22 protein-coding genes are annotated in these 20,685 nt (G+C 64.7%); 12 read left to right on the top strand and 10 right to left on the bottom strand.

Going from position 1 to position 20,685, the window contains the following annotated elements:
* The first annotated feature begins 2 nt into the window (after nt 1–2).
* Nucleotides 3–1,067 (top strand): 4-hydroxythreonine-4-phosphate dehydrogenase PdxA, encoded by a 1,065-nt coding sequence (gene pdxA, locus AUL28_RS16380; protein ID WP_062234569.1) that lies wholly within the window; start codon nt 3–5, stop codon nt 1,065–1,067.
* Nucleotides 1,064–1,894: a 16S rRNA (adenine(1518)-N(6)/adenine(1519)-N(6))-dimethyltransferase RsmA gene (rsmA, locus tag AUL28_RS16375; protein WP_062234567.1), complete on the top strand. Its 831-nt coding sequence runs from the start codon at nt 1,064–1,066 to the stop codon at nt 1,892–1,894. Before pdxA ends, rsmA begins: the two co-directional genes overlap by 4 nt.
* A 36-nt stretch (nt 1,895–1,930) precedes the next feature.
* Here rsmA and gmk read toward each other — a convergent pair whose 3' ends face one another.
* The 7 genes from gmk to fabD all read right to left on the bottom strand — a co-directional run bounded on the left by gmk (nt 1,931) and on the right by fabD (nt 8,250).
* Nucleotides 1,931–2,614 (bottom strand): guanylate kinase, encoded by a 684-nt coding sequence (gmk, locus tag AUL28_RS16370; protein ID WP_058636605.1) that lies wholly within the window; start codon nt 2,612–2,614, stop codon nt 1,931–1,933.
* Entirely contained in the window at nt 2,611–3,501 is an 891-nt protein-coding gene (locus AUL28_RS16365; RefSeq protein WP_062234564.1) for a YicC/YloC family endoribonuclease, read from the bottom strand. The genes gmk and AUL28_RS16365 overlap by 4 nt, the downstream gene beginning before the upstream one ends.
* A gap of 47 nt (nt 3,502–3,548) precedes the next feature.
* On the bottom strand, nt 3,549–4,661 hold the full coding sequence (gene mltG, locus AUL28_RS16360; protein ID WP_062234561.1) for an endolytic transglycosylase MltG: 1,113 nt from the start codon (nt 4,659–4,661) through the stop codon (nt 3,549–3,551).
* 164 nt (nt 4,662–4,825) lie between these two features.
* Nucleotides 4,826–6,091 carry a beta-ketoacyl-ACP synthase II gene (gene fabF, locus AUL28_RS16355; protein WP_062234558.1) on the bottom strand — a complete coding sequence of 422 codons (1,266 nt, stop codon included), beginning with the start codon at nt 6,089–6,091 and terminating at the stop codon, nt 4,826–4,828.
* A gap of 39 nt (nt 6,092–6,130) precedes the next feature.
* Nucleotides 6,131–6,367, bottom strand: coding sequence for an acyl carrier protein (locus AUL28_RS16350; protein ID WP_026358398.1), 237 nt, complete (start codon nt 6,365–6,367; stop codon nt 6,131–6,133).
* A 178-nt stretch (nt 6,368–6,545) separates the two neighbouring features.
* On the bottom strand, nt 6,546–7,283 hold the full coding sequence (fabG, locus tag AUL28_RS16345; RefSeq protein ID WP_062234555.1) for a 3-oxoacyl-[acyl-carrier-protein] reductase: 738 nt from the start codon (nt 7,281–7,283) through the stop codon (nt 6,546–6,548).
* A 25-nt stretch (nt 7,284–7,308) separates the two neighbouring features.
* Complete coding sequence (fabD, locus tag AUL28_RS16340; RefSeq protein ID WP_062234732.1) at nt 7,309–8,250, bottom strand: ACP S-malonyltransferase; 942 nt, start codon at nt 8,248–8,250, stop codon at nt 7,309–7,311.
* A 388-nt stretch (nt 8,251–8,638) separates the two neighbouring features.
* Between fabD and rpsF the strand changes: the two genes are divergently transcribed.
* The 10 genes from rpsF (at nt 8,639) to AUL28_RS16290 (ending at nt 18,488) form a co-directional block, all read left to right on the top strand.
* Entirely contained in the window at nt 8,639–9,076 is a 438-nt protein-coding gene (rpsF, locus tag AUL28_RS16335) for a 30S ribosomal protein S6 (protein WP_058636601.1), read from the top strand.
* Nucleotides 9,076–9,324, top strand: a complete 249-nt coding sequence (gene rpsR / locus AUL28_RS16330) for a 30S ribosomal protein S18 (protein WP_019995679.1) — start codon at nt 9,076–9,078, stop codon at nt 9,322–9,324. Before rpsF ends, rpsR begins: the two co-directional genes overlap by 1 nt.
* A gap of 138 nt (nt 9,325–9,462) precedes the next feature.
* Nucleotides 9,463–10,413, top strand: a complete 951-nt coding sequence (locus AUL28_RS16325) for a hypothetical protein (RefSeq protein ID WP_062234551.1) — start codon at nt 9,463–9,465, stop codon at nt 10,411–10,413.
* An 18-nt stretch (nt 10,414–10,431) separates the two neighbouring features.
* On the top strand, nt 10,432–11,004 hold the full coding sequence (rplI, locus tag AUL28_RS16320) for a 50S ribosomal protein L9 (RefSeq protein WP_058636599.1): 573 nt from the start codon (nt 10,432–10,434) through the stop codon (nt 11,002–11,004).
* Nucleotides 11,005–11,289: 285 nt separating this feature from the next.
* Entirely contained in the window at nt 11,290–12,774 is a 1,485-nt protein-coding gene (locus AUL28_RS16315) for a replicative DNA helicase (protein ID WP_058599812.1), read from the top strand.
* 14 nt (nt 12,775–12,788) lie between these two features.
* A complete protein-coding gene (gene alr / locus AUL28_RS16310) occupies nt 12,789–13,931 on the top strand; it encodes an alanine racemase (RefSeq protein ID WP_062234549.1) in 1,143 nt (380 codons plus the stop codon).
* 3 nt (nt 13,932–13,934) lie between these two features.
* Nucleotides 13,935–15,323: a DNA repair protein RadA gene (gene radA / locus AUL28_RS16305; protein WP_058599814.1), complete on the top strand. Its 1,389-nt coding sequence runs from the start codon at nt 13,935–13,937 to the stop codon at nt 15,321–15,323.
* A gap of 79 nt (nt 15,324–15,402) precedes the next feature.
* Nucleotides 15,403–16,047 carry a CvpA family protein gene (locus tag AUL28_RS16300; RefSeq protein WP_062234537.1) on the top strand — a complete coding sequence of 215 codons (645 nt, stop codon included), beginning with the start codon at nt 15,403–15,405 and terminating at the stop codon, nt 16,045–16,047.
* 159 nt (nt 16,048–16,206) lie between these two features.
* Nucleotides 16,207–17,658 carry an amidophosphoribosyltransferase gene (gene purF / locus AUL28_RS16295; protein ID WP_058599816.1) on the top strand — a complete coding sequence of 484 codons (1,452 nt, stop codon included), beginning with the start codon at nt 16,207–16,209 and terminating at the stop codon, nt 17,656–17,658.
* Between the two features lie 89 nt (nt 17,659–17,747).
* Nucleotides 17,748–18,488 (top strand): SDR family NAD(P)-dependent oxidoreductase, encoded by a 741-nt coding sequence (locus AUL28_RS16290; protein WP_062234534.1) that lies wholly within the window; start codon nt 17,748–17,750, stop codon nt 18,486–18,488.
* Nucleotides 18,489–18,527: 39 nt separating this feature from the next.
* Here the strand turns inward: AUL28_RS16290 and AUL28_RS16285 are convergent, their stop codons facing one another.
* Genes AUL28_RS16285 through AUL28_RS16275 form a run of 3 tightly spaced genes read right to left on the bottom strand, consistent with a single transcriptional unit; the run spans nt 18,528 to nt 20,642 of the window.
* Entirely contained in the window at nt 18,528–19,082 is a 555-nt protein-coding gene (locus tag AUL28_RS16285; RefSeq protein ID WP_062234531.1) for a pyridoxamine 5'-phosphate oxidase family protein, read from the bottom strand.
* A gap of 12 nt (nt 19,083–19,094) precedes the next feature.
* Nucleotides 19,095–19,895: a CDP-alcohol phosphatidyltransferase family protein gene (locus tag AUL28_RS16280; RefSeq protein WP_058599819.1), complete on the bottom strand. Its 801-nt coding sequence runs from the start codon at nt 19,893–19,895 to the stop codon at nt 19,095–19,097.
* A gap of 3 nt (nt 19,896–19,898) precedes the next feature.
* Nucleotides 19,899–20,642 (bottom strand): phosphatidylserine decarboxylase, encoded by a 744-nt coding sequence (locus AUL28_RS16275; RefSeq protein WP_280137283.1) that lies wholly within the window; start codon nt 20,640–20,642, stop codon nt 19,899–19,901.
* Nucleotides 20,643–20,685: the final 43 nt, after the last annotated feature.

The following is a 20,685-nucleotide window of genomic DNA, read 5'->3' as shown; positions in this document are numbered from 1 at the left end:
CTATGCCAAGCAAAACTGCCGGGCCGGACAGCCCTATCCTCCTTGTCACTGTCGGTGAGCCGTCCGGCGTCGGGCCGGATGTCACCCTGCTCGCCTTCCGTGATCGGGAACTTCTGGATCTTCCCCGGTTCGTGCTTCTGGCCGATCCACAGATGATCCGCTCGCGCGCGACGCGGCTGGGGATTGATGTCACGGTCCATACCCTGTCGCGCCTGGCAGACATCGCTTCGGTTCCAGCCGAAGAGATGGCGGTGCTTCCGCTCGTCAACAAGCATGTCGACACGCCCGGCGACCTCGATCCGGCCAATGCGGCTGGCACGATCGAGGCTATCGACCGGGCGACGCGCCTCGTTCTGTCGGGAGACGCCGCCGCGATCGTCACAAATCCGATCGACAAAAAGGCGCTCTACGACGCCGGCTTCGCCCATCCCGGCCATACGGAATATCTGGCCGAACTCTGCGGCACGCTGACCAACACGTCTTTGCAGCCAGTGATGCTGCTGACCGGGCCTGAACTCTCCTGCGTCCCCGTCACGATCCATATTCCTCTGGCTGAGGTGCCGGCGGCGCTGTCGACGGATCTGATCGTTTCCACGGCGCGGATCGTGATCAATGATCTGCGCGAGCGCTTCGGTCTTGAGACGCCGCGACTCGCCATTTCCGGGCTTAACCCCCATGCGGGCGAGCGCGGCGCGATCGGCGGCGAAGACGAAGCCGTCATCAGACCCGCCGTTGCGATGCTTCAAACGGAAGGGTTCGATGTGGTCGGCCCCCTACCCGGCGATACGATGTTCCACCCGGAAGCGCGGCGGCGCTACGACGTGGCGCTGTGCATGTATCACGATCAGGCTCTGATCCCGGCCAAGACGCTGGCCTTCGACGAGACGGTGAATGTGACGCTGGGCTTGCCCATCATTCGCACCTCTCCCGACCACGGAACAGCCGGCGACATCGCAGGCACCGGCACGGCGCGGCCGAACAGTTTCATTGCCGCACTGCGTTTGGCGGCGCGCATGTCGAAAATCGCCGGCGAAACTGACGTTGCTATGGAAGCCCCTAAACCGTGACGCTCGCGTTTGACGGTTTGCCGCCGCTGCGCGAGGTTCTCGCCGACCACGGGATCGATCCGCGCAAGGCGCTCGGTCAGAACTTCCTGCTCGACCTCAACCTGACGGGCCGCATCGCGCGCCAAGCCGGGCCGCTGGAAGGGCAGACGGTCATCGAGATCGGTCCCGGCCCCGGCGGCCTGACGCGCGCGCTCCTCGCCCATGGGGCCGGACGCGTGATCGCCATCGAGAAGGACCCGCGTTGTCGCCCGGCCCTGGAGGCCATCGGCGCGCATTATCCCGGCCGCTTCCATCTAGTGGAAGGCGATGCGTTGGAGGTCGACCCGGCGAGCCTGACGGATGGGCCGTTCAAGATCGTCGCCAACCTGCCCTATAATGTCGGCACGCAGCTCCTTTTGAACTGGCTCACGGTTCCGACCTGGCCGCCCCGCTGGCTCGACCTGACCTTGATGTTTCAAAAGGAAGTCGCCGAGCGCATCGTCGCAGGTGCGGACGACGATCATTATGGCCGCTTGGGAGTCCTCGCCGGCTGGCGAACCCAAGCCGAAATTCTGTTCGATGTCTCGCGCGAAGCGTTTACGCCGCCCCCCAAGGTGACCTCGGCCATCGTTCAGCTCACCCCTCGCGCCGAGCCGCTGCCGGTTTCGATGGAGGCTCTAGAACGGGTGACAGCGGCCGCCTTCGGCCAACGCCGCAAGATGCTGCGCCAGAGCCTAAAGCCGGTCGGCGGCGAGGCGCTTCTCTCGCGCGCGGGTATCGACCCGACACGGCGGGCCGAAACGCTGGATGTCAGCGAATTCGTTCGTCTGGCGAACGCGCTGTCCTGAACGACCCCTCACGCGAAGCGGGTCGTGGTTTAAACCTCAAGCCTCATTGCCCGCTTCACGGTTGGCTTCTTCCAAAAGACGCGCGGTGAAGTCGAACAGGCCGGGGCGGCGGTCGCGGCGCAGACGCTCCGCGCTGACGATCGAGAGAACCGCCGAGAAGGCACGATCCAGATCGTCATTGATCACGACATATTCGTAGTCGCGCCAGCGTTCGATCTCGACGCAGGCGTTTTTCAGCCGCATCGCGATGGTCTCCTTGGAATCCTCGGCACGCCGCGTCAGACGCTGTGCCAATTCCTCCATCGAGGGCGGCAGGATGAAGATCGACACGATGTCGGTCTTGGCCTGCTCCTGCAACTGACGCGCGCCCTGCCAGTCGATGTCAAAGAGCATGTCCCGCCCCTCACGCATCGCCTTCTCGGCGGACGCGCGCGGCGTGCCGTAGAGATTGCCGTGGACCTCGGCCCATTCGAGAAGCGCGTCGGACGAGCGAAGTCGCTCGAACTCTTCTACCGTGATGAAATGGTAATGGACGCCATCGATCTCGCTCGGCCGGCGCTTGCGCGTCGTCACGCTGATCGACAAGGAAAATTTCGGATCGAGATCGAGAAGGGTTCGAGCGATCGTCGACTTCCCGGCGCCGGACGGAGAGGAAATAACCAGCATCAGACCGCGCCGAGCGATCGAGGGGCTGGTTTCGACATCCAAAAGCGGTTTCATTCGATATTCTGAACCTGTTCGCGAAACTGATCAATGACGACCTTTAGTTGCAGACCGATGGCGGTCAGCGAGGCCGCGTGAGATTTGGAGCAAATCGTATTCGATTCGCGGTTAAATTCCTGCGACAGGAAATCCAGTTTGCGACCAATGGCGCCACCATCCGCCAGAAGACCGCGCGCGGCAGCGATATGTGTCGTGAGACGGTCGATCTCTTCTCGAATGTCGATCTTGGTCGCCATCACGGCAGCTTCCTGATGGAGACGCGCGGTATCCAGCAAGGCGTCTGCGCCGAGGAGGTCCATCACTTGCTGCCGCAGGCGTGCGGCCAGCGCCTCGGGAGCGCGTGAAGGATCCTCGAGCGCTTGCCCCACCAGCGCTTCCATCTCGTTCAGCCGCGCGACGAGAAGCGTGCGAAGCGCCTCTCCCTCCTGCTCCCGCGCCGCGACAAGGGCCGCGACGGCCGCTTTCAGTCCCTCGAGAACAGAGGGTCCCCGCGCTTCGAACCATTCCGGCTGATGCGCTTCGTCCGTCACCTCGATCACACCGCGGAGCGCGAGCAGGCCGTCGGCGCTCGGCGAGGTGGCGTGTCCGGCGCGAACCAACTCGTCTGAAAGACGGAGGATTTCGTTCAAAAAGGTCTGGTTGATGCTGAAGGCGGGAAGAGCATTCTCCGGTCGATCCAGCGACAGCGAAATCTGCAAATTGCCGCGCGATAAGGCGCTGGACAGAATTCGGCGCGCATCCGCTTCGATACGCTCGAAACCTTGCGGCAGCCGAAGCCGCAATTCCAGCCCTTTCCCGTTGACCGAGCGCAGCTCCCAGACGAAACCCGCGCCGTCCGCAAGGCCTTCGAAACGGGCAAAGCCCGTCATGCTTCGGACGGGCATTCGTCAACTCCCGATCTGGAGAGCGGCTGCGCCGCGATTGGAAGCGATCATTCCGTCGAAGCGCTCGCGGGTACAGCGCCAGAGCGTCGCTCGATCTCGCGCAGGCGACGCACATTGCCATTGTGCTCATCCAGCGTCTTCGAAAACGCATGACCACCCGTGCCGTCGGCGACGAAATAAAGATCGTCCGTGTCCAGCGGATGGGCGACCGCCTCCAGCGCCGCGCGGCCGGGATTGGCGATCGGGCCGGGCGGCAGACCACGGATGATATAGGTGTTGTAAGGCGTGTCGCTGGCGATATGGGATTGACGGATCGGCTCGTCCGATGGCTTCCCAGCGCCGCCCCAGATGCCGTAGATGATCGTCGGATCCGATTGCAGACGCATGTTCTTGCGCAGGCGATTTACGAAGACGGAGGCGACATGAGGCCGCTCGGAGTCGATGCCCGTTTCCTTTTCGACGATCGACGCCAGTGTGACGAACTGCCCGATATCCTTGACCGGAAGTCCGTCCTGCCGCCCCTTCCAGATTTCGGCGACCAGCTTCGATTGGGCGGCGGACATTTGTGAGACGAGCTCGGCGCGGCTGAGACCACGCGTGAACTTGTAGGTTTCGGGTAGCAGGCTTCCCTCCGGCGCGACCGGCGGCAGGTCGCCCACCAGCGTATCGTCAGCGGCAAGGCGCGCGTAGATCTGCGCCACCGTCCACCCTTCCGGGATGGTCACCGAGTGAAGGATCGCATTGCCGGACCGGATCGTATCCATCACGTCGCGCATACTGGCGCCGGGCGCAAACGCGTATTCACCGGCCTTCAACTGGCTCGCCGCCCGCTCGAAGCGCACACCATATTCGAAAATGCGCGCATCACTGATGATGCCTTTGCGCTCCAGCCCGCTCGCGATGGTGTCAAGGCCGCCGCCCTTGGGGACGAGATAGGTCGCCTCCTGTTGAAGGGGACCTGCGCCTTCGAATTCGGTCTTGCCCCAATACACGACACCCGCCGCCGCCAGCGCCAGGGCGAGCGCGCCACTGACACAAAAGCTGAGAAAGGCGACGAAGCTGTTGCGCGCAGAGCGGGAGCGGGGTTTGCGGCGGTGGCGCTCCGCCGTGGTCTCGGCCGGAACGGGTTCGCGGACGGTCTCGTCTGAACCGATGGTCATGATGTTCCCTTCGAATCGGAACGAGACTGGGCGGGCCGCATCTTTGCCGGCGGCGCGCTGACTCTCGAAATGGTTCGGGCCACGACATCACGCGGCCTCTCGGCATGGATGCCCGAACCACCATCCGAATGTGGCGAAAGCCGGTTCGAACGGCTTGGCCGACTCTAGCCGCGGTAGCGGCGCAGTATGAGAGACGCGTTCGTGCCGCCAAAACCGAAGGAGTTCGACAGCGCGATATCGATCGCCTTTTCGCGCTTCACCTTGGGCACGAGGTCGATCGGCGTTTCCACCGACGGATCGTCCAGGTTCAGCGTGGGGGGAGCGACATTGTCGCGAATCGCCAGCGCGCAGAAAATGGCCTCCACCGATCCAGCTGCTCCCAAGAGATGCCCGATCGAGGATTTGGTGGACGACATCAGCTTTCCGGCCGCCGCGTCGCCAAGCATACGCTCGATAGCGCGAAGCTCGATCTCGTCGCCCAGCGGCGTCGAGGTGCCATGCGCGTTGATATAGTCGATTTCAGCCGGCGCGATGCCGGCGCGCTTCAGCGCCATGGACATGCAACGATAGGCGCCGTCGCCGCTCTCGGCCGGCGCGGTGATATGATAGGCATCGCCCGACATGCCATAGCCGATCACCTCGGCATAGATGCGCGCACCGCGCGCCAGAGCATGTTCCAACTCTTCGACAACGACGATGCCAGCGCCTTCGCCCATGACGAAGCCGTCTCGACCTTTATCGTAAGGACGCGACGCGGCGGTCGGGTTGTCGTTGTAGCTCGTCGACAGCGCACGGCAGGCCGAGAAACCCGCGATCGACAAACGACCGACAGGCGATTCCGCGCCGCCCGCCACCATGACGTCGGCATCGCCGAGCATGACCAGCCGCGCCGCGTCGCCAATGGCGTGAGCGCCCGTGGAACAGGCCGTCACGACGGAATGGTTCGGCCCACGCAGTTTGTTGCGGATCGAAACATGGCCGGACGCCAGATTGATCAGGCTGCCGGGAATGAAGAAGGGGCTGATCCGACGAGGCCCCTTCTCCGCCAGGATCAACGCGTTGCGCTCGATACCCTGGAGACCGCCGATGCCGGAGCCGATCAGCACGCCAGTGGCGCACTGATCTTCGTCCGTTTCGGGATGCCAGTCGGCATCATCCAGCGCTTCGGACGCGGCCGCGACGGCGTACACGATGAAATCGTCGACCTTGCGCTGTTCCTTGGGCTCCATCCAGAGATCTGGATTGAAAGTCCCGTCGCTGCCATCCCCTTTCGGGATCTGGCAGGCGATCTGACAAGGCAGGTCGGACGCTTCGAAGCCCTCGATTCGACCGGCCGCGCTGCGGCCTTCGAGGAGACGCTTCCAAGTGACTTCGACACCGGCGCCAAGCGGGCTGACCATGCCGACGCCGGTAATGACGACTCGTCTCATACGGTACTCACGTGCAGGGCGGACGCGTCCGCCAGAGCGTCAGGCCTGGTTCTTCTCGATGAACTTCACCGCGTCGCCGACCGTGAGGATGGTCTCGGCCGCATCGTCCGGAATCTCGACGCCGAACTCTTCCTCGAACGCCATGACGAGCTCGACCGTGTCGAGGCTGTCGGCGCCGAGATCGTCGATGAAGGAGGCGTTTTCGGTGACCTTCTCCTGCTCGACGCCGAGATGCTCAACGACGATCTTCTTAACCCGTTCAGCGGTATCGCTCATAGTCATTCCTCAGTTGGATTGGCTTCCGTCGCTTCGTTAGACGCCGGAGTCTGGTTAATCAAGCAGCGCAGCCGGGAAGGTCACGCCTAACATGCCGAACGACGGGGGAAAGCCCCACCTCGGCGGCTTAGCACGGCGCCGCCCGCCATCCAAGGCGGGAGACGCCCTGCCAAGGACCTCAGATCATGGCCATGCCGCCGTTCACGTGCAGCGTCTGCCCGGTGACATAGGCCGCCTCGTTGGACGCCAGATAGAGCGCGGCGGCCGCGATGTCCTCCCCCGCGCCCATGCGGCGCATCGGGATGGCACCCATGATCGCGTCCTTCTGCTTGTCGTTCAGCTTGTCGGTCATGGCGCTCTGGATGAAGCCCGGCGCGATGCAGTTGACCGTGACGTTGCGCGAGGCGATTTCCTGCGCCAGCGATTTCGAGAAGCCGATCATGCCCGCCTTGGCCGCGCAGTAATTGGCCTGCCCCGGATTGCCGGTCACGCCAACGATCGAGGTGATGTTGATGATGCGGCCGTAGCGACGGCGCATCATCTGGTGCGTCAGCGCGCGCGTCAGACGGAACACGGAGGTCAGATCGACCTCGATCACACGGTCCCAGTCCTCGTCCGACATGCGAACGAAGAGGCCGTCCTTGGTGATGCCGGCATTGTTGACCAGAATATCGACGCCGCCGAGCTTGGCATCGGCCGCCTCGGCCAAGGCCGTCTGATCCGCGCGCGAGCCGAGATCGGCAGGAAGCACATGCACGCGGTCACCGAGGGAGGCGGCGACCTCCTCCAGCTTCTCGCGGCGGGTGCCGTGCAGGCCGACGGTAGCGCCCGCGCCGTGCAGCGCCTTGGCGATCGCCTCTCCCAGGCCGCCGCTGGCGCCGGTAACGAGAGCCTTGCGGCCGGTCAGATCGAACATAGGAAATCCTCGAATGAAAGGAACGTCAGGCGAGCTTGGCGAGCGCGGCCTCAATGTCGGCGGGTGCGCCGATCGAGACAGCCGAAAGCCGCTTGTCGATGCGCTTGGCGAGACCGGCCAAGACCTTGCCGTTGCCCACCTCGAACAGGAGATCGACCTCGGCGTCGGCGAGATAGGTCATGCTTTCGCGCCAACGCACCTGACCCGTCACCTGCTCGACTAAGCGCTGGCGAATCTCGTCGGGGTCGGAGATCGCCGACGCAAGGACATTGGCGACGAGCGGCACGCGCGGCGCTCTAATCTCAGCGCTCGACAGGGCTTCGCGCATCCGATCGGCGGCGGGCTGCATCAGCATGGAATGGAAGGGCGCGGACACGGGCAGCGGGATCGCGCGCTTGGCGCCCTTTTCGAGCGACAGCGCCATGCCGCGCTCGACGGCGGCCTTGGTGCCGGAAATCACGATCTGTCCGCCGCCATTGTCGTTGGCGATCTGGCAGACGCCGCCTTGGCCGGCCTCGGTGCAGACCTCGGCCAGAACGGTTTCGTCGAGACCCAGGATCGCCGCCATGGCGCCCTCGCCTGCCGGCACCGCCGCCTGCATCGCCTCACCGCGAATGCGCAGGAGACGCGCCGCGTCCGTGACCGAGAGTGACCCTGCCGCTGCCAGAGCGGAATACTCGCCCAGCGAATGGCCGGCCACGAAGGATGTCTTTTGGCCTAGATCGAAGCCGGAGGCTTCCAACGCGCGCATTGCGGCCACTGAAACGGCCATGAGGGCCGGCTGGGCATTGGCCGTCAGCGTCAGCTTGTCGTCCGGGCCGTTCCAGATCGTGTCGCTCAGACGCTCGCCCAGCGCCTCGTCCACTTCCTCGAAGACGCGCCGCGCTTGCGGGAAGGTGTCCGCGAGGTCGCGGCCCATGCCGACGGTCTGGCTTCCCTGGCCGGGGAACACTAAGGCAAGCGACATCGCCATCCCATTTGACTGTTGAGCTTTGCCGGCTGAATGGGGGCAGGCTTCCAGAGTGTCAAGTTTAGCGCCAAATTTACCGCCCTTCGAAACGCTGCGGTTTCGCGATTCGCATGTCATGGCGCGAGGCACTGATTCGTCCGAGCGCCTTGCCACTTTGCGCAAAACGCTGTATGGGCCGCACCGTATTGTCCGAACCAGCCGGGGGCTGAACGGAAGACGGCTTGCTTTTGCCCGTTGGATGCCTTGCGCGTCCGCTTCCCGTGTTCCCGCTCTCGACCGTCTCTAAGAGCGCGCCTTTCCCCATTCGGCCTTTGGCCAACAGGAGAGTCGCAGAGGCTTAGCCGCTGGTTCGACGCAATCGCAACCGAAGGAAAGGCGACAAGATATGGCGCTCTACGAGCACGTATTCCTTGCCCGACAGGACATCAGCGGCCAGCAGGTCGAGGCACTCGTGGAACAGTACCGCGGTGTGATCGAAGCCAATGGCGGCAAGGTCGGCAAGGTCGAGAATTGGGGTCTCAAGACCCTCACCTACCGGATCAAGAAGAACCGGAAGGCCTATTACACGCTCATGAACATCGACGCCCCGGCCGCGGCCGTGGACGAGATGGAGCGTCAGATGCGCATCAACGAAGACGTGCTGCGCTACCTTACCGTGCGCGTCGAAGCGCATGAGGACGCCCAGTCGGCCATGATGCAGAAGCGCGACGACCGTCCGCGTCGTGGCGACCGCGACGGCGGCGACCGTCCGCCGCGCCGTGACCGCGACGATCGTCCCCGCGAGGATCGCCCGCGTCGTGACCGTACCGATGAGGCCGCATAATGGTTGATGTCGCTCAGCTCCCCACCCGGCGTCCGTTCCATCGCCGCCGCAAGTCCGATCCGTTCGCGGCGAGCGATTCGCCCAAGATCGACTACAAGGACGTGCGTCTCCTGCAGCGCTACATTTCCGAGCGCGGCAAGATCGTTCCTTCGCGCATCACCGCGGTGTCGCAGAAGAACCAGCGCGCTCTGGCTCAGGCCATCAAGCGCGCACGCTTCTTGGGCCTCCTGCCCTACGTTCTGAAGTAATCGCCTTTCGGGGCGCGGCGTTTATCGCCGCGCTCCTTCCCCGGTCCGGTTCCGTTCGGCGCCTCCGGATCGCGACATGCCAGCCGAGTTGGGGCACGAGCCCCTAACTGCCTCGATGCAGGACAGCGAAATCTTTCGATGAATCCCCAAGCCCTCCTGATCGGACTGCTGGCCGGCCTTGCCTCGGCCCTTCTGTTCGCCGGCCTCGTGACGCAGTCATCGAGCGCGGTCGGGCTGGCCTTCGTCGCGCCCATGCCCATCATGATCGCAAGCCTCGGCTGGGGCAGCGTCGCGGGCTTCGTGGCCGCCCTCGCCGCATTCGGCGCTGTGGCCGGTGCGCTCGGCTCCTTCTATGCGGGCCTCACCATTCTCCTCAGCGTCGGCCTGCCCGCCGCGATCCTCGGCCATCTTTGCGGCCTTGCGCGCCCGTCCGACAGCGAGCCTGCAGAAAACGGCAAGCCGCTGGCGCTCCTCTGGTATCCGTTGGAGCGCGTACTTCTGGCAGCGGCGCTTCTCTCGGCCTTCGGCTGCATCGTCATGGGTTGGCTGATCGGCTACAACCCTGCCGAACTCGCGCCGGAAATCGCCAAGGCCCTGTCTTCGGAAGCGTCCTCGGCCGTTTCGCCCGAACAGATGGCCGATCTCGGACGCTTCGTCGTCACGGTCATTCCCTATATCCAGCCGGCCTTCCTGGTTCTGACGCTGGTCATCTGCCTTTACCTCTCGGCAGCGATCACGCGCCTCAGCGGGCGTCTGCCCCGGCCGAAGGACGATATTCCCGCGCAAGCCGGCCTGCCCCGCATCGCGCTGCCGCTCTTCGCGGGCGCACTGGCGCTGTGCTTCGTGGGTGGCGCAGCCGGGCTTCTGGGCGCGGTCTTCACCGGCGCGCTCGGCTGTGCGCTCACGATGGTCGGGCTGGCCGCCATGCACCGCAAGTCGCGCGGGCGCGCGGCGCGTGGCCTCATGCTCTTCACCGCCTATGCGGCGATCCTGCTTCTGTCGATCCCGCTTCTCGCCTTCCTGGCTCTCGGCCTGTTCGAGACCGCGAAATCGCCGGCCGATGCGGCCGGCACGGACAATCCTCGCTAACCAACAAGGAAAAAGACCATGGACGTCATCCTTCTCGAGCGCATCAACCGTCTCGGCAGCATCGGCGACACCGTTCGCGTCCGCGACGGCTATGCCCGCAACTACCTCCTGCCGACCGGCCGTGCGCTGCGCGCCAACGACGCCAACCGCGCCAAGTTCGAAGCGCAGAAGGCCTCGCTCATCGCCCGCAACGAAGAGCGCCGCACGGAAGCGCAGGGCGTCGCCGGATCGCTCAACGGCAAGAGCTTCGTGATCGTGCGCTCGGCCGGCGAAACCGGCCAGCTCTACGGCTCGGTCTCGGCGCGCGACATCGCCGACCTTCTGAAGGAGCAGGGCTTCGCGGTGAACCGCAACGCGGTCGAGCTGAACCTGCCGATCAAGTCGATCGGCCTGCACTCGGTCAAGATCGCCCTGCACCCGGAAGTCGAAGTTTCGGTTCAGGTCAACGTCGCTCGTTCGCCCGATGAAGCCGAGCGTCAGGCTCGCGGCGAGCAGCTCAACTCCGCCGAGGCCATCTACGGCATCGACGAGGAAGAGCTGGAAGAGAACGAAGACGACGCCGAAGGCGAGACCGAAGAAGAAGCCGCTTAATTTCCGCTTCGAGCCGCGACGCTTTCGTCGCGATTACCCTTCGACCTTCAAGGGAAAGGCCGGCCATGCGCCGGCCTTTTTCATGTCGCGTAGGTAGGTGGTTGTGCGGCGAAGCCCTTCCCCGCCTCACGCGGTCGTCCACAGCTTATCCCCAAAGCGCGCCCAGCTTTTCCCTGAGGCGTCGTCCGGAGGATGGGAATCTTTGCCCCGACCTCTCGCGAAATTGGTTCTGAGTGACGATCTCCTGTAGAAGGGTTCCCTACCCTACGCATGGAGACGAGACGAATGGCGGAAGCCGCGCGCAAATTCGAGGAGGAGCAGCCACTCTATCGGGAGGCCCCCGCGAATATCGAGGCGGAGCAGGCTCTCCTCGGCGCTATCCTGGTCAACAACGATGCCTATTACATCGTTCATGATTTTCTGAAGCCGGAGCATTTCTACGAGCCGATCCACAAGGAGATTTTCTCCAAGGCCGGCTCCATGATCCGCATGGGCAAGATCGCGACGCCGATCACGATCAAGACCTTCCTCGCCGCCAACGACCGCGTCGGCGATATGACCATGGCGCAATATGTCGCCCGCCTCGCAACCGAGGCGACGACGATCATCAATACGAATGATTACGGCCGCGCCATCTACGATCTGGCCATTCGTCGCTCGCTGATCGGCATCGGCGAGGAGATGGTCAACATCGCCTATGACGCGCCGGTCGATGCCGAGCCGCGCAAGCAGATCGAAGAAGCCGAACGGGCGCTCTATCAGCTGGCCGAGACGGGCCGCTACGATGGCGGCTTCCAGTCCTTCGGCGACGCAATGGCGCAGGCTATTGAGATGGCCGGCGCGGCCAAGGATCGCGACGGCGGCCTGTCGGGCATTTCCACCGGCATTCGCGAGATGGATCGCCGCCTCGGCGGCTTGCAGCGCTCGGATCTGATCATCCTGGCGGGGCGCCCGGCCATGGGCAAGACATCGCTCGTCACCAATATCGCGTTCAACATCGCCTCGGCCTACGAGCCGGCCGAGCAGGCTGACGGCTCGCATAAGGCCAAGAACGGCGGCGTGGTCGCCTTCTTCTCGCTGGAAATGTCGGCCGAGCAGCTGGCGACGCGTATCATTTCCGAGCAGAGCGAGGTGTCCTCCTCCAAGATCCGACGCGGCAACATTACGGATGCCGAATATTCCAAGCTCGTCGCCTGCACCGAGATGATGCAGAAGGCTCCGCTCTATATCGACCAGACGGGCGGCATCTCGATCGCCCAGCTCGCCGCCCGCGCCCGCCGCCTCAAACGCCAGCGCGGCCTCGACGTGATGGTGATCGACTACGTGCAGCTGATGCAGGGTTCGGCCAAGACGGCCGGCAATCGCGTGCAGGAAATCACCGAAATCACCACGGGCCTGAAGGCTCTGGCGAAGGAACTGGAAGTGCCGATCCTGGCGCTGTCGCAGCTTTCGCGTCAGGTCGAGTCGCGCGACGACAAGCGCCCGCAGCTGTCCGATCTTCGTGAATCGGGCTCGATCGAGCAGGACGCGGACGTGGTGCTCTTCGTCTATCGCGACGAATATTACCTGCAGAGCAAGGAGCCGAAACCCGGCACCGACGACCATATGAAGTGGCAGCAGGAGATGAACGAGGCGCGTGGCAAAGCCGAGGTCATCATCGCCAAGCAGCGCCACGGCCCCACTGGCACGGTGCCGCTCGCCTTCCAGGCGGAGTTCACGAGATTCACGGATCTGGCCGAAGAAAGCCACATGCCGGAACGGTTCGAATAAGCAGACTGACCTTCATGACGCATCCCCTCCTTTCCACTCTGCCCGTCAGCGGACGCGCGCCCTTCGTCACGATCGACGGCTGGGCGCTCAAGGCCAACTGGCGCCACATGGCCAATCTAGCGCCGGGCGCGCGCACCGGCGCGGCGGTCAAGGCCAATGGCTATGGTCTGGGCGCGCCGCTGGTCGCCAAGGCCTTGTTTGCGGCCGGTTGCCGGGAGTTCTTCGTCGCCTGGGCAAGCGAAGGTGTGGAAATACGACAGGCCTTGGCCAATACGAACTGCCGCGTCTTCGTGCTTCAGGGAATGGACCGCGAAGCGGCGGAGCTTTGCCGCGCGCATCGGCTGATCCCTGTTCTGTCCAGCCGCGAGGATGTCCGCATCTTCGCCGAGTCGGCCGCGGGCACCCTGCCCGCGCCCGCCGCACTTCAATTCGAGACCGGCATGAACCGGCTGGGCCTTGCCGAAGCCGACGCGCGGGATGCCCTCACCATCGCGCGTCTCGGCGGCTTCGACGTCGCGCTCGTCATGAGCCACCTTGCCTCGGCCGACGATCCCGCCTCGGAGCAGAACGAGCAGCAAAGACTGAGCTTTCAGCATCTGGCGGCGCTGTTTCCGCAGGTGGCGCGCTCGCTCGCCAATTCCGGCGGCGTGTTTCTCGGCGCGCCCTATCATTTCGACCTGACGCGCCCCGGCATCGCGCTTTACGGCGGTGAAGCTCGCCTTGACCCGATGGGGGCGCTGCGCCCCGTGGCGACGCTCTACGCTCGAGTTCTCCAAGTCCACACGGCCACGCGCGGCGAAGCGGCGGGCTACGGCGCGACGGCGCGGCTTGATCGGGCCACGCGCATCGCGACGGTCGGCATCGGCTATGCCGATGGCTATCCTCGCACCGCTTCGGGCGTCACATCCCTGCGGAGCGCCCAACCCGCGCCTGAGATGGCGATCGCCGGCCATCGCGCGCCGGTTCTCGGCCGTATCTCCATGGACATGACCCTGCTCGACGTCACGGACCTGCCGGACGATGCCGTGCAGCCCGGCGATGTCGCAGAGGTCTTCGGCCCGAACATCCCGATCGACGAGGTGGCGTCGCGCTGCGGCACGATCTCCTACGAGCTTCTGACCGCACTGGGCAGCCGCGTGCAGCGCTTCGCGATCTGACGCATGGCCAAGCTCAAGACCTCTTTCATCTGCCAGAACTGCGGCTCGGTCTATTCCCGCTGGATGGGCAAGTGCGAAGCCTGCGGCGAGTGGAACACGATCGTCGAGGAGAGCGACACGGGTGGCATCGGCGGCGGGCCGATGAAGTCGCGCCGAAAGGGTCGCCCGGCGACCCTCCTCCCGCTGTCGGGCGACATGGAGGAGGCGCCGCGCATCATCTCCGGGATTGCGGAACTCGACCGCGTGACGGGCGGCGGCTTCGTGCGCGGCTCGGCGCTGCTGGTCGGCGGCGATCCCGGCATCGGCAAATCGACGCTCCTGATGCAGGCGGCGGCGGCGCTGGCGCGCGGCGGTCACCGCGTCGTCTATGTCTCGGGCGAAGAGGCGGTGGCGCAAGTGCGCCTGCGCGCGCAGCGCTTGAAGGCGGGCGACACAAGCGTCCAGCTTCTGGCCGAAACCAATATCGAGGACATCCTGGCGACCCTTGCGCAGGACAAGCGCCCGGACCTCGTGATCATCGATTCGATCCAGACCGTCTGGACCGATATGGCGGAGTCCGCGCCGGGCACGGTGACGCAGGTGCGCGCAGGGAGTCAGGCGCTGATCCGCTACGCCAAGTCGAGCGGCGCGACGGTGATCCTGGTCGGCCATGTCACAAAGGAAGGCCAGATCGCCGGACCCCGCGTGGTCGAGCATATGGTGGACGCGGTTCTCTATTTCGAAGGCGAAGGCGGACACCACTATCGCATTATGCGTACGGTGAAGAATCGCTTCGGGCCGACCGACGAGATCGGCGTGTTCGAAATGGGCGATGCGGGCCTGCGCGAAGTGGCCAACCCGTCCGAACTCTTTCTGGGCGAGCGCAATGGCAAATCGCCCGGCGCAGCCGTCTTTGCCGGCATGGAGGGCACGCGGCCGGTGCTGGTGGAAATCCAGGCTCTGGTCGCACCCTCGCCGCTCGGAACGCCGCGCCGCTCGGTCATCGGCTGGGACACGCCGCGCCTCGCCATGGTGCTGGCGGTGCTCGAAGCCCATTGCGGGGTCCGGCTCGGGCAGCATGACGTCTATTTGAACGTCGCGGGCGGCTATCGCATTCGCGAGCCGGCGGCCGATCTCGCGGTCGCTGCCGCCCTCGTCTCGTCCCTGTCGAACCGGCCGCTTCCGGCCGACAGCGTCTTCTTCGGCGAGATCAGCCTATCGGGCTCGGTGCGGCCTGTGTCCCACGCGGGCCAGCGGGTCAAGGAAGCGGAGAAGCTCGGCTTCCGCACCGCGATCCTGCCGTCATCCTCGGCCGATCTGCCCAAGCAGCGCGATGTCAAAGCGCTCGAAATCGAGACGCTTCCCCATCTCGTGGCCGAAGTCGCGGGCCGCCAAATCGAAGACGACACTTGATTTTCAGCGCCATCACACGGCAAAGAACTCGGATCGGGCGCAGAGCCGCCAAACACGGCCCGCCGAAGGCACGGAATCCATGACCCTGACGCTCCTCGATGCGATCCTCGTCGCCATCATGCTCGTTTCGGCGCTGCTCGCCATGGTGCGCGGCTTCTCGCGCGAAGTGCTTTCGGTGCTGAGCTGGGTGGCCGCCGCCGCTGCGGCTTTCTTCTTCTACAAGAAGCTCACCCCCTTTGCCCTGCAATATATTCACAACGAGAAGGTCGCGATGGCCGCGTCGGCCGCCGGCATCTTCTTCCTGACGCTGCTGATCGTCTCGTTCATCACGCTCAAGATCGCCGACTTCATCATCGACAGCCGCATCGGCGCGCTCGACCGCACGCTCGGCTTCCTGTTCGGCGCGGCGCGCGGCCTCCTCCTCGTCGTGGTCGCCATGGTGTTCTTCAACTGGCTGACGCCGCCCGACAGCGGCAATCAGCCGGTCTGGGTCACGCAGGCGCGCTCCAAGCCCATGCTGGACGAACTCGGCGCCAAGCTCGTTGCCGCCCTGCCCGACAATCCCGAGGCGACGATCCGTCAGCGCTTCCAGGGTGGTCAGGCGACCCAGACGCCGGCCAGCGGCGCGGCGCAGGACAATGGATCTGCCTCGGATCAGCCGGCTTCGATCGAAGACGCGATCCAGCAGAACGAGGAACAGCCGGCCGAAGCGCCGGCCAACTGAGAGGACTCGGGCTCGGCCCATCCTCCTCCTTGAAAGAATCGGCTCGGAGCTTAGTGCTCCGGGCCTTTTAGGTTTTTCATTCGTGTTTCATCAGCCGAACCCTTATATGACACTTGGGGGAGCGATGATCGGGACGGCGTGCAGGGAAAGTTCGAGCGCATGGACGAGACACCTTTCGACGACGACAGCCTGCATGAAGAGTGCGGCGTGTTCGGCATTTTCGGCCGCGCGGACGCAGCGGCGCTCGTCACGCTCGGGCTGCATTCTCTCCAGCATCGTGGGCAGGAAGCGGCCGGCATCGTCTCGTTCGACGGCAAGCAGTTCCATGTCGAGCGCCATGCCGGTCTGATCGGCGACACGTTCACCAAGCAATCCGTTCTGGAACGCCTGCCGGGCGAAGCGGCCATCGGCCACACGCGCTACGCGACGACGGGCGGCGGCGGCCTGCGCAACGTCCAGCCCTTCTTCGCCGAGCTTTCGGCCGGCGGTTTCGCCGTCGCGCATAACGGCAATCTCACCAACGCCCTCACCGTGCAGCGCGAGTTGCAGCGGCGCGGCTCGATCTTCTCTTCCACGTCGGACACGGAAACGATCCTGCATCTGGTCGCGACGAGCGGCGCGCGGCACTTCAACGACAAGCTGATCGACGCGCTGTCGCGGCTCGAAGGCGCCTTCTCGCTCGTCGGCATGGCGCCCGGCCGCATGATCGGCGTGCGCGATCCGCTCGGCATTCGCCCGCTCGTCTTGGGCGAGCTGGAAGGCTCGCTGATTCTCGCCTCCGAGACCTGCGCGCTGGACATTATCGGCGCCGATTTCGTTCGCGACATTCAGCCCGGCGAGATGGTGACCATCACCGACAGCGGCATCGAGTCGGCCTTTCCGTTCCAGGCGCGTCGGTCGCGCTTCTGCATCTTCGAATATGTTTATTTCGCCCGGCCCGACTCCAATGTCGAAGGGCGCAACGTCTATGAAATCCGTAAGCGCATCGGCGCGGAACTGGCGCGCGAGAGCAAGGAAATGGGCGATATCGTCGTGCCCGTTCCCGATTCCGGCGTGCCCGCCGCCATCGGCTACGCGCAGGAAGCCAAGCTTCCCTTCGAGCTCGGCATCATCCGCAATCACTATGTCGGCCGCACGTTCATCCAGCCGACCGACTCGATCCGCCACATGGGCGTCAAACTCAAGCACAATGCCAACCGCTCGATGATCGAGGGCAAGCGTGTGATTCTCGTGGACGATTCGATCGTTCGCGGCACCACCTCGCAGAAGATCGTCCAGATGGTTCGAGAGGCCGGCGCGGTGGAAGTCCACATGCGCATCGCATCGCCGCCGACGCGCGCCTCCTGCTTCTACGGCGTCGATACGCCGGAGAAGTCGAAGCTTCTGGCGTCGCGCATGACGATCGAGGAAATGCGCGATTATATCCAGGTCGACAGCCTCGGCTTCGTGAGCATCGACGGCTTGTACCGCGCGTCCTTCGAGCCGGAGCGCAACCCGCACGCGCCGCAGTTCTGCGACGCCTGCTTCACGGGCGATTACCCGACGGCGCTGACCGATTTCGACGGCGCCGACAATGTGCGCCAGCTCTCCATGCTGGGCGGCAACGGCTAAGCCGGGTTCAAACACGCCGCGCCATCCGCTAGACAGACCGCCGAACGAGGCGGTCTGTCGGCTGCCTTCGCAATGGGAGGCTTCAGGATATGGCTCGTCAACTCGAAGGGCGCGTCGCGCTCGTCACGGGCGCATCGCGCGGCATCGGCTATCAACTCTCGAAGCTTTTGGCGGCTGAAGGCGCGCATGTCATTGCCGTGGCCCGCACGGTCGGCGGGTTGGAAGACCTCGACGACGAAATCAAGGCCGCCGGCGGCTCCGCGACGCTCGTGCCTCTCGACCTCACCGACATGGCCGGGATCGATCGCCTGGGCGGCGCGATCCACGAGCGCTGGGGCAAGCTCGATGTGCTCGTCGCCAATGCCGGCGTGCTCGGTATTCTCGCTCCGATCGGCCATATCGAAGCCAAGACTTTCGAAAAGACGATGAACGTCAACGTGACATCCACATGGCGCGTCATCCGCTCGGTCGACCCGCTCCTGCGCCTGTCGGACGCGGGACGCGCCATCGTCTTGTCATCCGGAGCGGCGCATTCCTGCAAGGCTTTCTGGGGGCTCTACGCGGCTACCAAGGCCGCAGAAGAGGCGCTGGTGCGCTCCTGGGCAAACGAGACGGTGAACACACCGCTGCGCGTCAATTCCGTCAATCCCGGTGGCACGCGCACGGCCATGCGCGCACAGGCCCTGCCGGGCGAAGATCCGGCCACTCTGCCCTCGCCGGCCGAGGTTGCCGCAAAAATCCTGCCGCTCGCCTTCCCGAACCTCACCGAGACCGGCCGGCTCTTCGACGTGCGCAAGAACCGCTTCCTCTCCTATCGCGACCCGGAGTGAGAGAGGCCGGCATTGGCGGCTCCGGGCCGCCGATGCCTGTCAGCTTTCCACGAAGCCCGTTGGAAGCCCGTCCATGCTCACGAGGTTCTTTTCCTGGCGATAGGCGCGCAGGCCCTCCTCGCCCTTGGCCTCCGCCCATCGATCCAGCGTCGGGCGCTCGCCCGCTGGCTCGAACAAGGGCACCTTGAAGCCGCAGGACGTCTGCACGAGGTCGATGTCGAGAAACACGATCTGCCGCGCGCCGAGCGGCTCTTCGCTCTCATAATGCGCGTCGAGAAAGGCGCGATAATCAGGCGAGCCGCGAAAGGCGACGCGGCCCTGGCCATAGAGACGCAGGATCAGGGGAGCGCCGTCGAAGGCGCAGAACATGATGGTCAGGCGACCGTCCACGCGTAGGTGCGCCGCCGTCTCGCTCCCCGAACCCGTGAGGTCGAGATAGGCCACGGAATTGGACCCGAGCCGATGGAAATGGTCGGTCGGCCGAGGCGAGATGTTGATGCGCGTTCCCTCGGCCGCGCTCGCGGTGAAGAAGATCTTCTGCGCATCGATAAAGCCGGCCAAGCGCTCATCGATCTCGGAAAACTGCTTGGCCATGATGATGATGCCTCAGACGGATTGGGCGTGATGGGCCGCGTCCTGGCGCCTGTAGGAGCGGACCGAAAACGGGATCGATGCGTAATAGGCGAGCGCGGAGATGGTGAGCGTTTCCCAGAAGAAGCTGAGAAGCAGGCCGATATAGAGAACGACGATCAGCACGATCCAGACGAAATGGTCCCGCCGGACAGGGAGGCCGATCGTCTTGCCGGAAAAGGTCGGGATGCGGCTCGCCATCAGAAGACCGACGCAGACCAGATAAATGGATGCGAAAGCGCCGGAGACCTCCGGTACGTTGAGATTGCCGGCAAAGCTCAGGTAAACCGGGAACAGGGCCAGCCCCGCCCCTGCCGGCGAGGGTACGCCAGTGAAATAGGCGCTTTTCCAAGCCGGGCGGTTCGGCTCGTCCAGCATCGTGTTGAAGCGCGCCAAGCGCAGCGCGCAGCCCGCGATGTAGAGAAGCGCCGCGATCCAACCGATCGAGCCGACCGCATGGAGCGAATGCGCGTAGAGAAGCAGTGCGGGTGCGACGCCGAAATTCACGATGTCGGCGAGTGAATCCATTTCCGCCCCGAAACGGCTCTGTCCGTTGACGAGCCGCGCGATGCGCCCGTCGATCCCGTCCAGAAAAGCCGCGCCGAGCACGAGCCCGACAGCGAGTTCGAAGCGACCTTCGAAGGCGAAGCGAATGCCCGTCACGCCCGCGCAGATCGACAGGATCGTGATGAGGTTCGGCAGAACCTGACGGAAGGTGACGCGCGCGGCGGGCTGGCGCGGTGTGGCGGGATCGCTGGGCGGAGGCGCGGCGCTCATGGATCAGTCCTTGCGCCAGGAGACGTGGGGGGCGTTCACGGCAAATTCCGCGATCACGGTTTCACCCGCAATGGCCGTCTGCCCTTCGGCGACACGCGCCACCGTGCCATCCGGGAGATAGACGTCGAGGCGCGAGCCGAAGCGGATCAGGCCGAAGCGCTCGCCGGCTTCCAGATGGTCGCCCGTGCGCGAGAAGACGATGATGCGGCGTGCGATCGCGCCCGCGATCTGCACGACGCCGACCTCGCCGCGCGGGTTCTCGATCACCATGGAGGAGCGCTCGTTCACCTCGCTGGCCTTGTCCAGCTCAGCATTGGCGAACTTGCCTTCCTTATAGGCGATGCGGGCGATGCGCCCGCGCGCCGGGGCGCGGTTCACATGGCAGTTGAAGACATTCATGAAGATCGACACGCGCAGCAGCGGCTCGTCTCCGAGGCCGAGTTCGGCCGGGGGCACCACATGGCCGACCAGCGACACGCGCCCATCCGCCGGACTCACCACAAGGTGATCGGCGACGGGCGTCACGCGCTCGGGATCGCGGAAGAAATAGGCGCACCAGAGGGTCAGCACGAGCCCGACCCAGAACAGCGGCTGCCAGACGAGCCCGAGAAGCAGAGAGGCGACGAAGAACCCGGCGATGAAAGGATAGCCCGCCCGGTGAATCGGCACCAAGGTGTTTCGGATCGAGGCGATCATGTCCATCGGGGAATTGGTCCTTCGTGGGGTATCGTGGCCGCGATTTCGCAGCCATCGGGACACGACACATAGGGAGAAACGGGCTCGCGCTCAA

Origin of the sequence: Aureimonas sp. N4 (assembly GCF_001463925.1) — a bacterium.
Lineage (GTDB): Bacteria > Pseudomonadota > Alphaproteobacteria > Rhizobiales > Rhizobiaceae > Aureimonas > Aureimonas ureilytica_A.
This window is presented reverse-complemented; position numbering and strand designations above follow the sequence as displayed.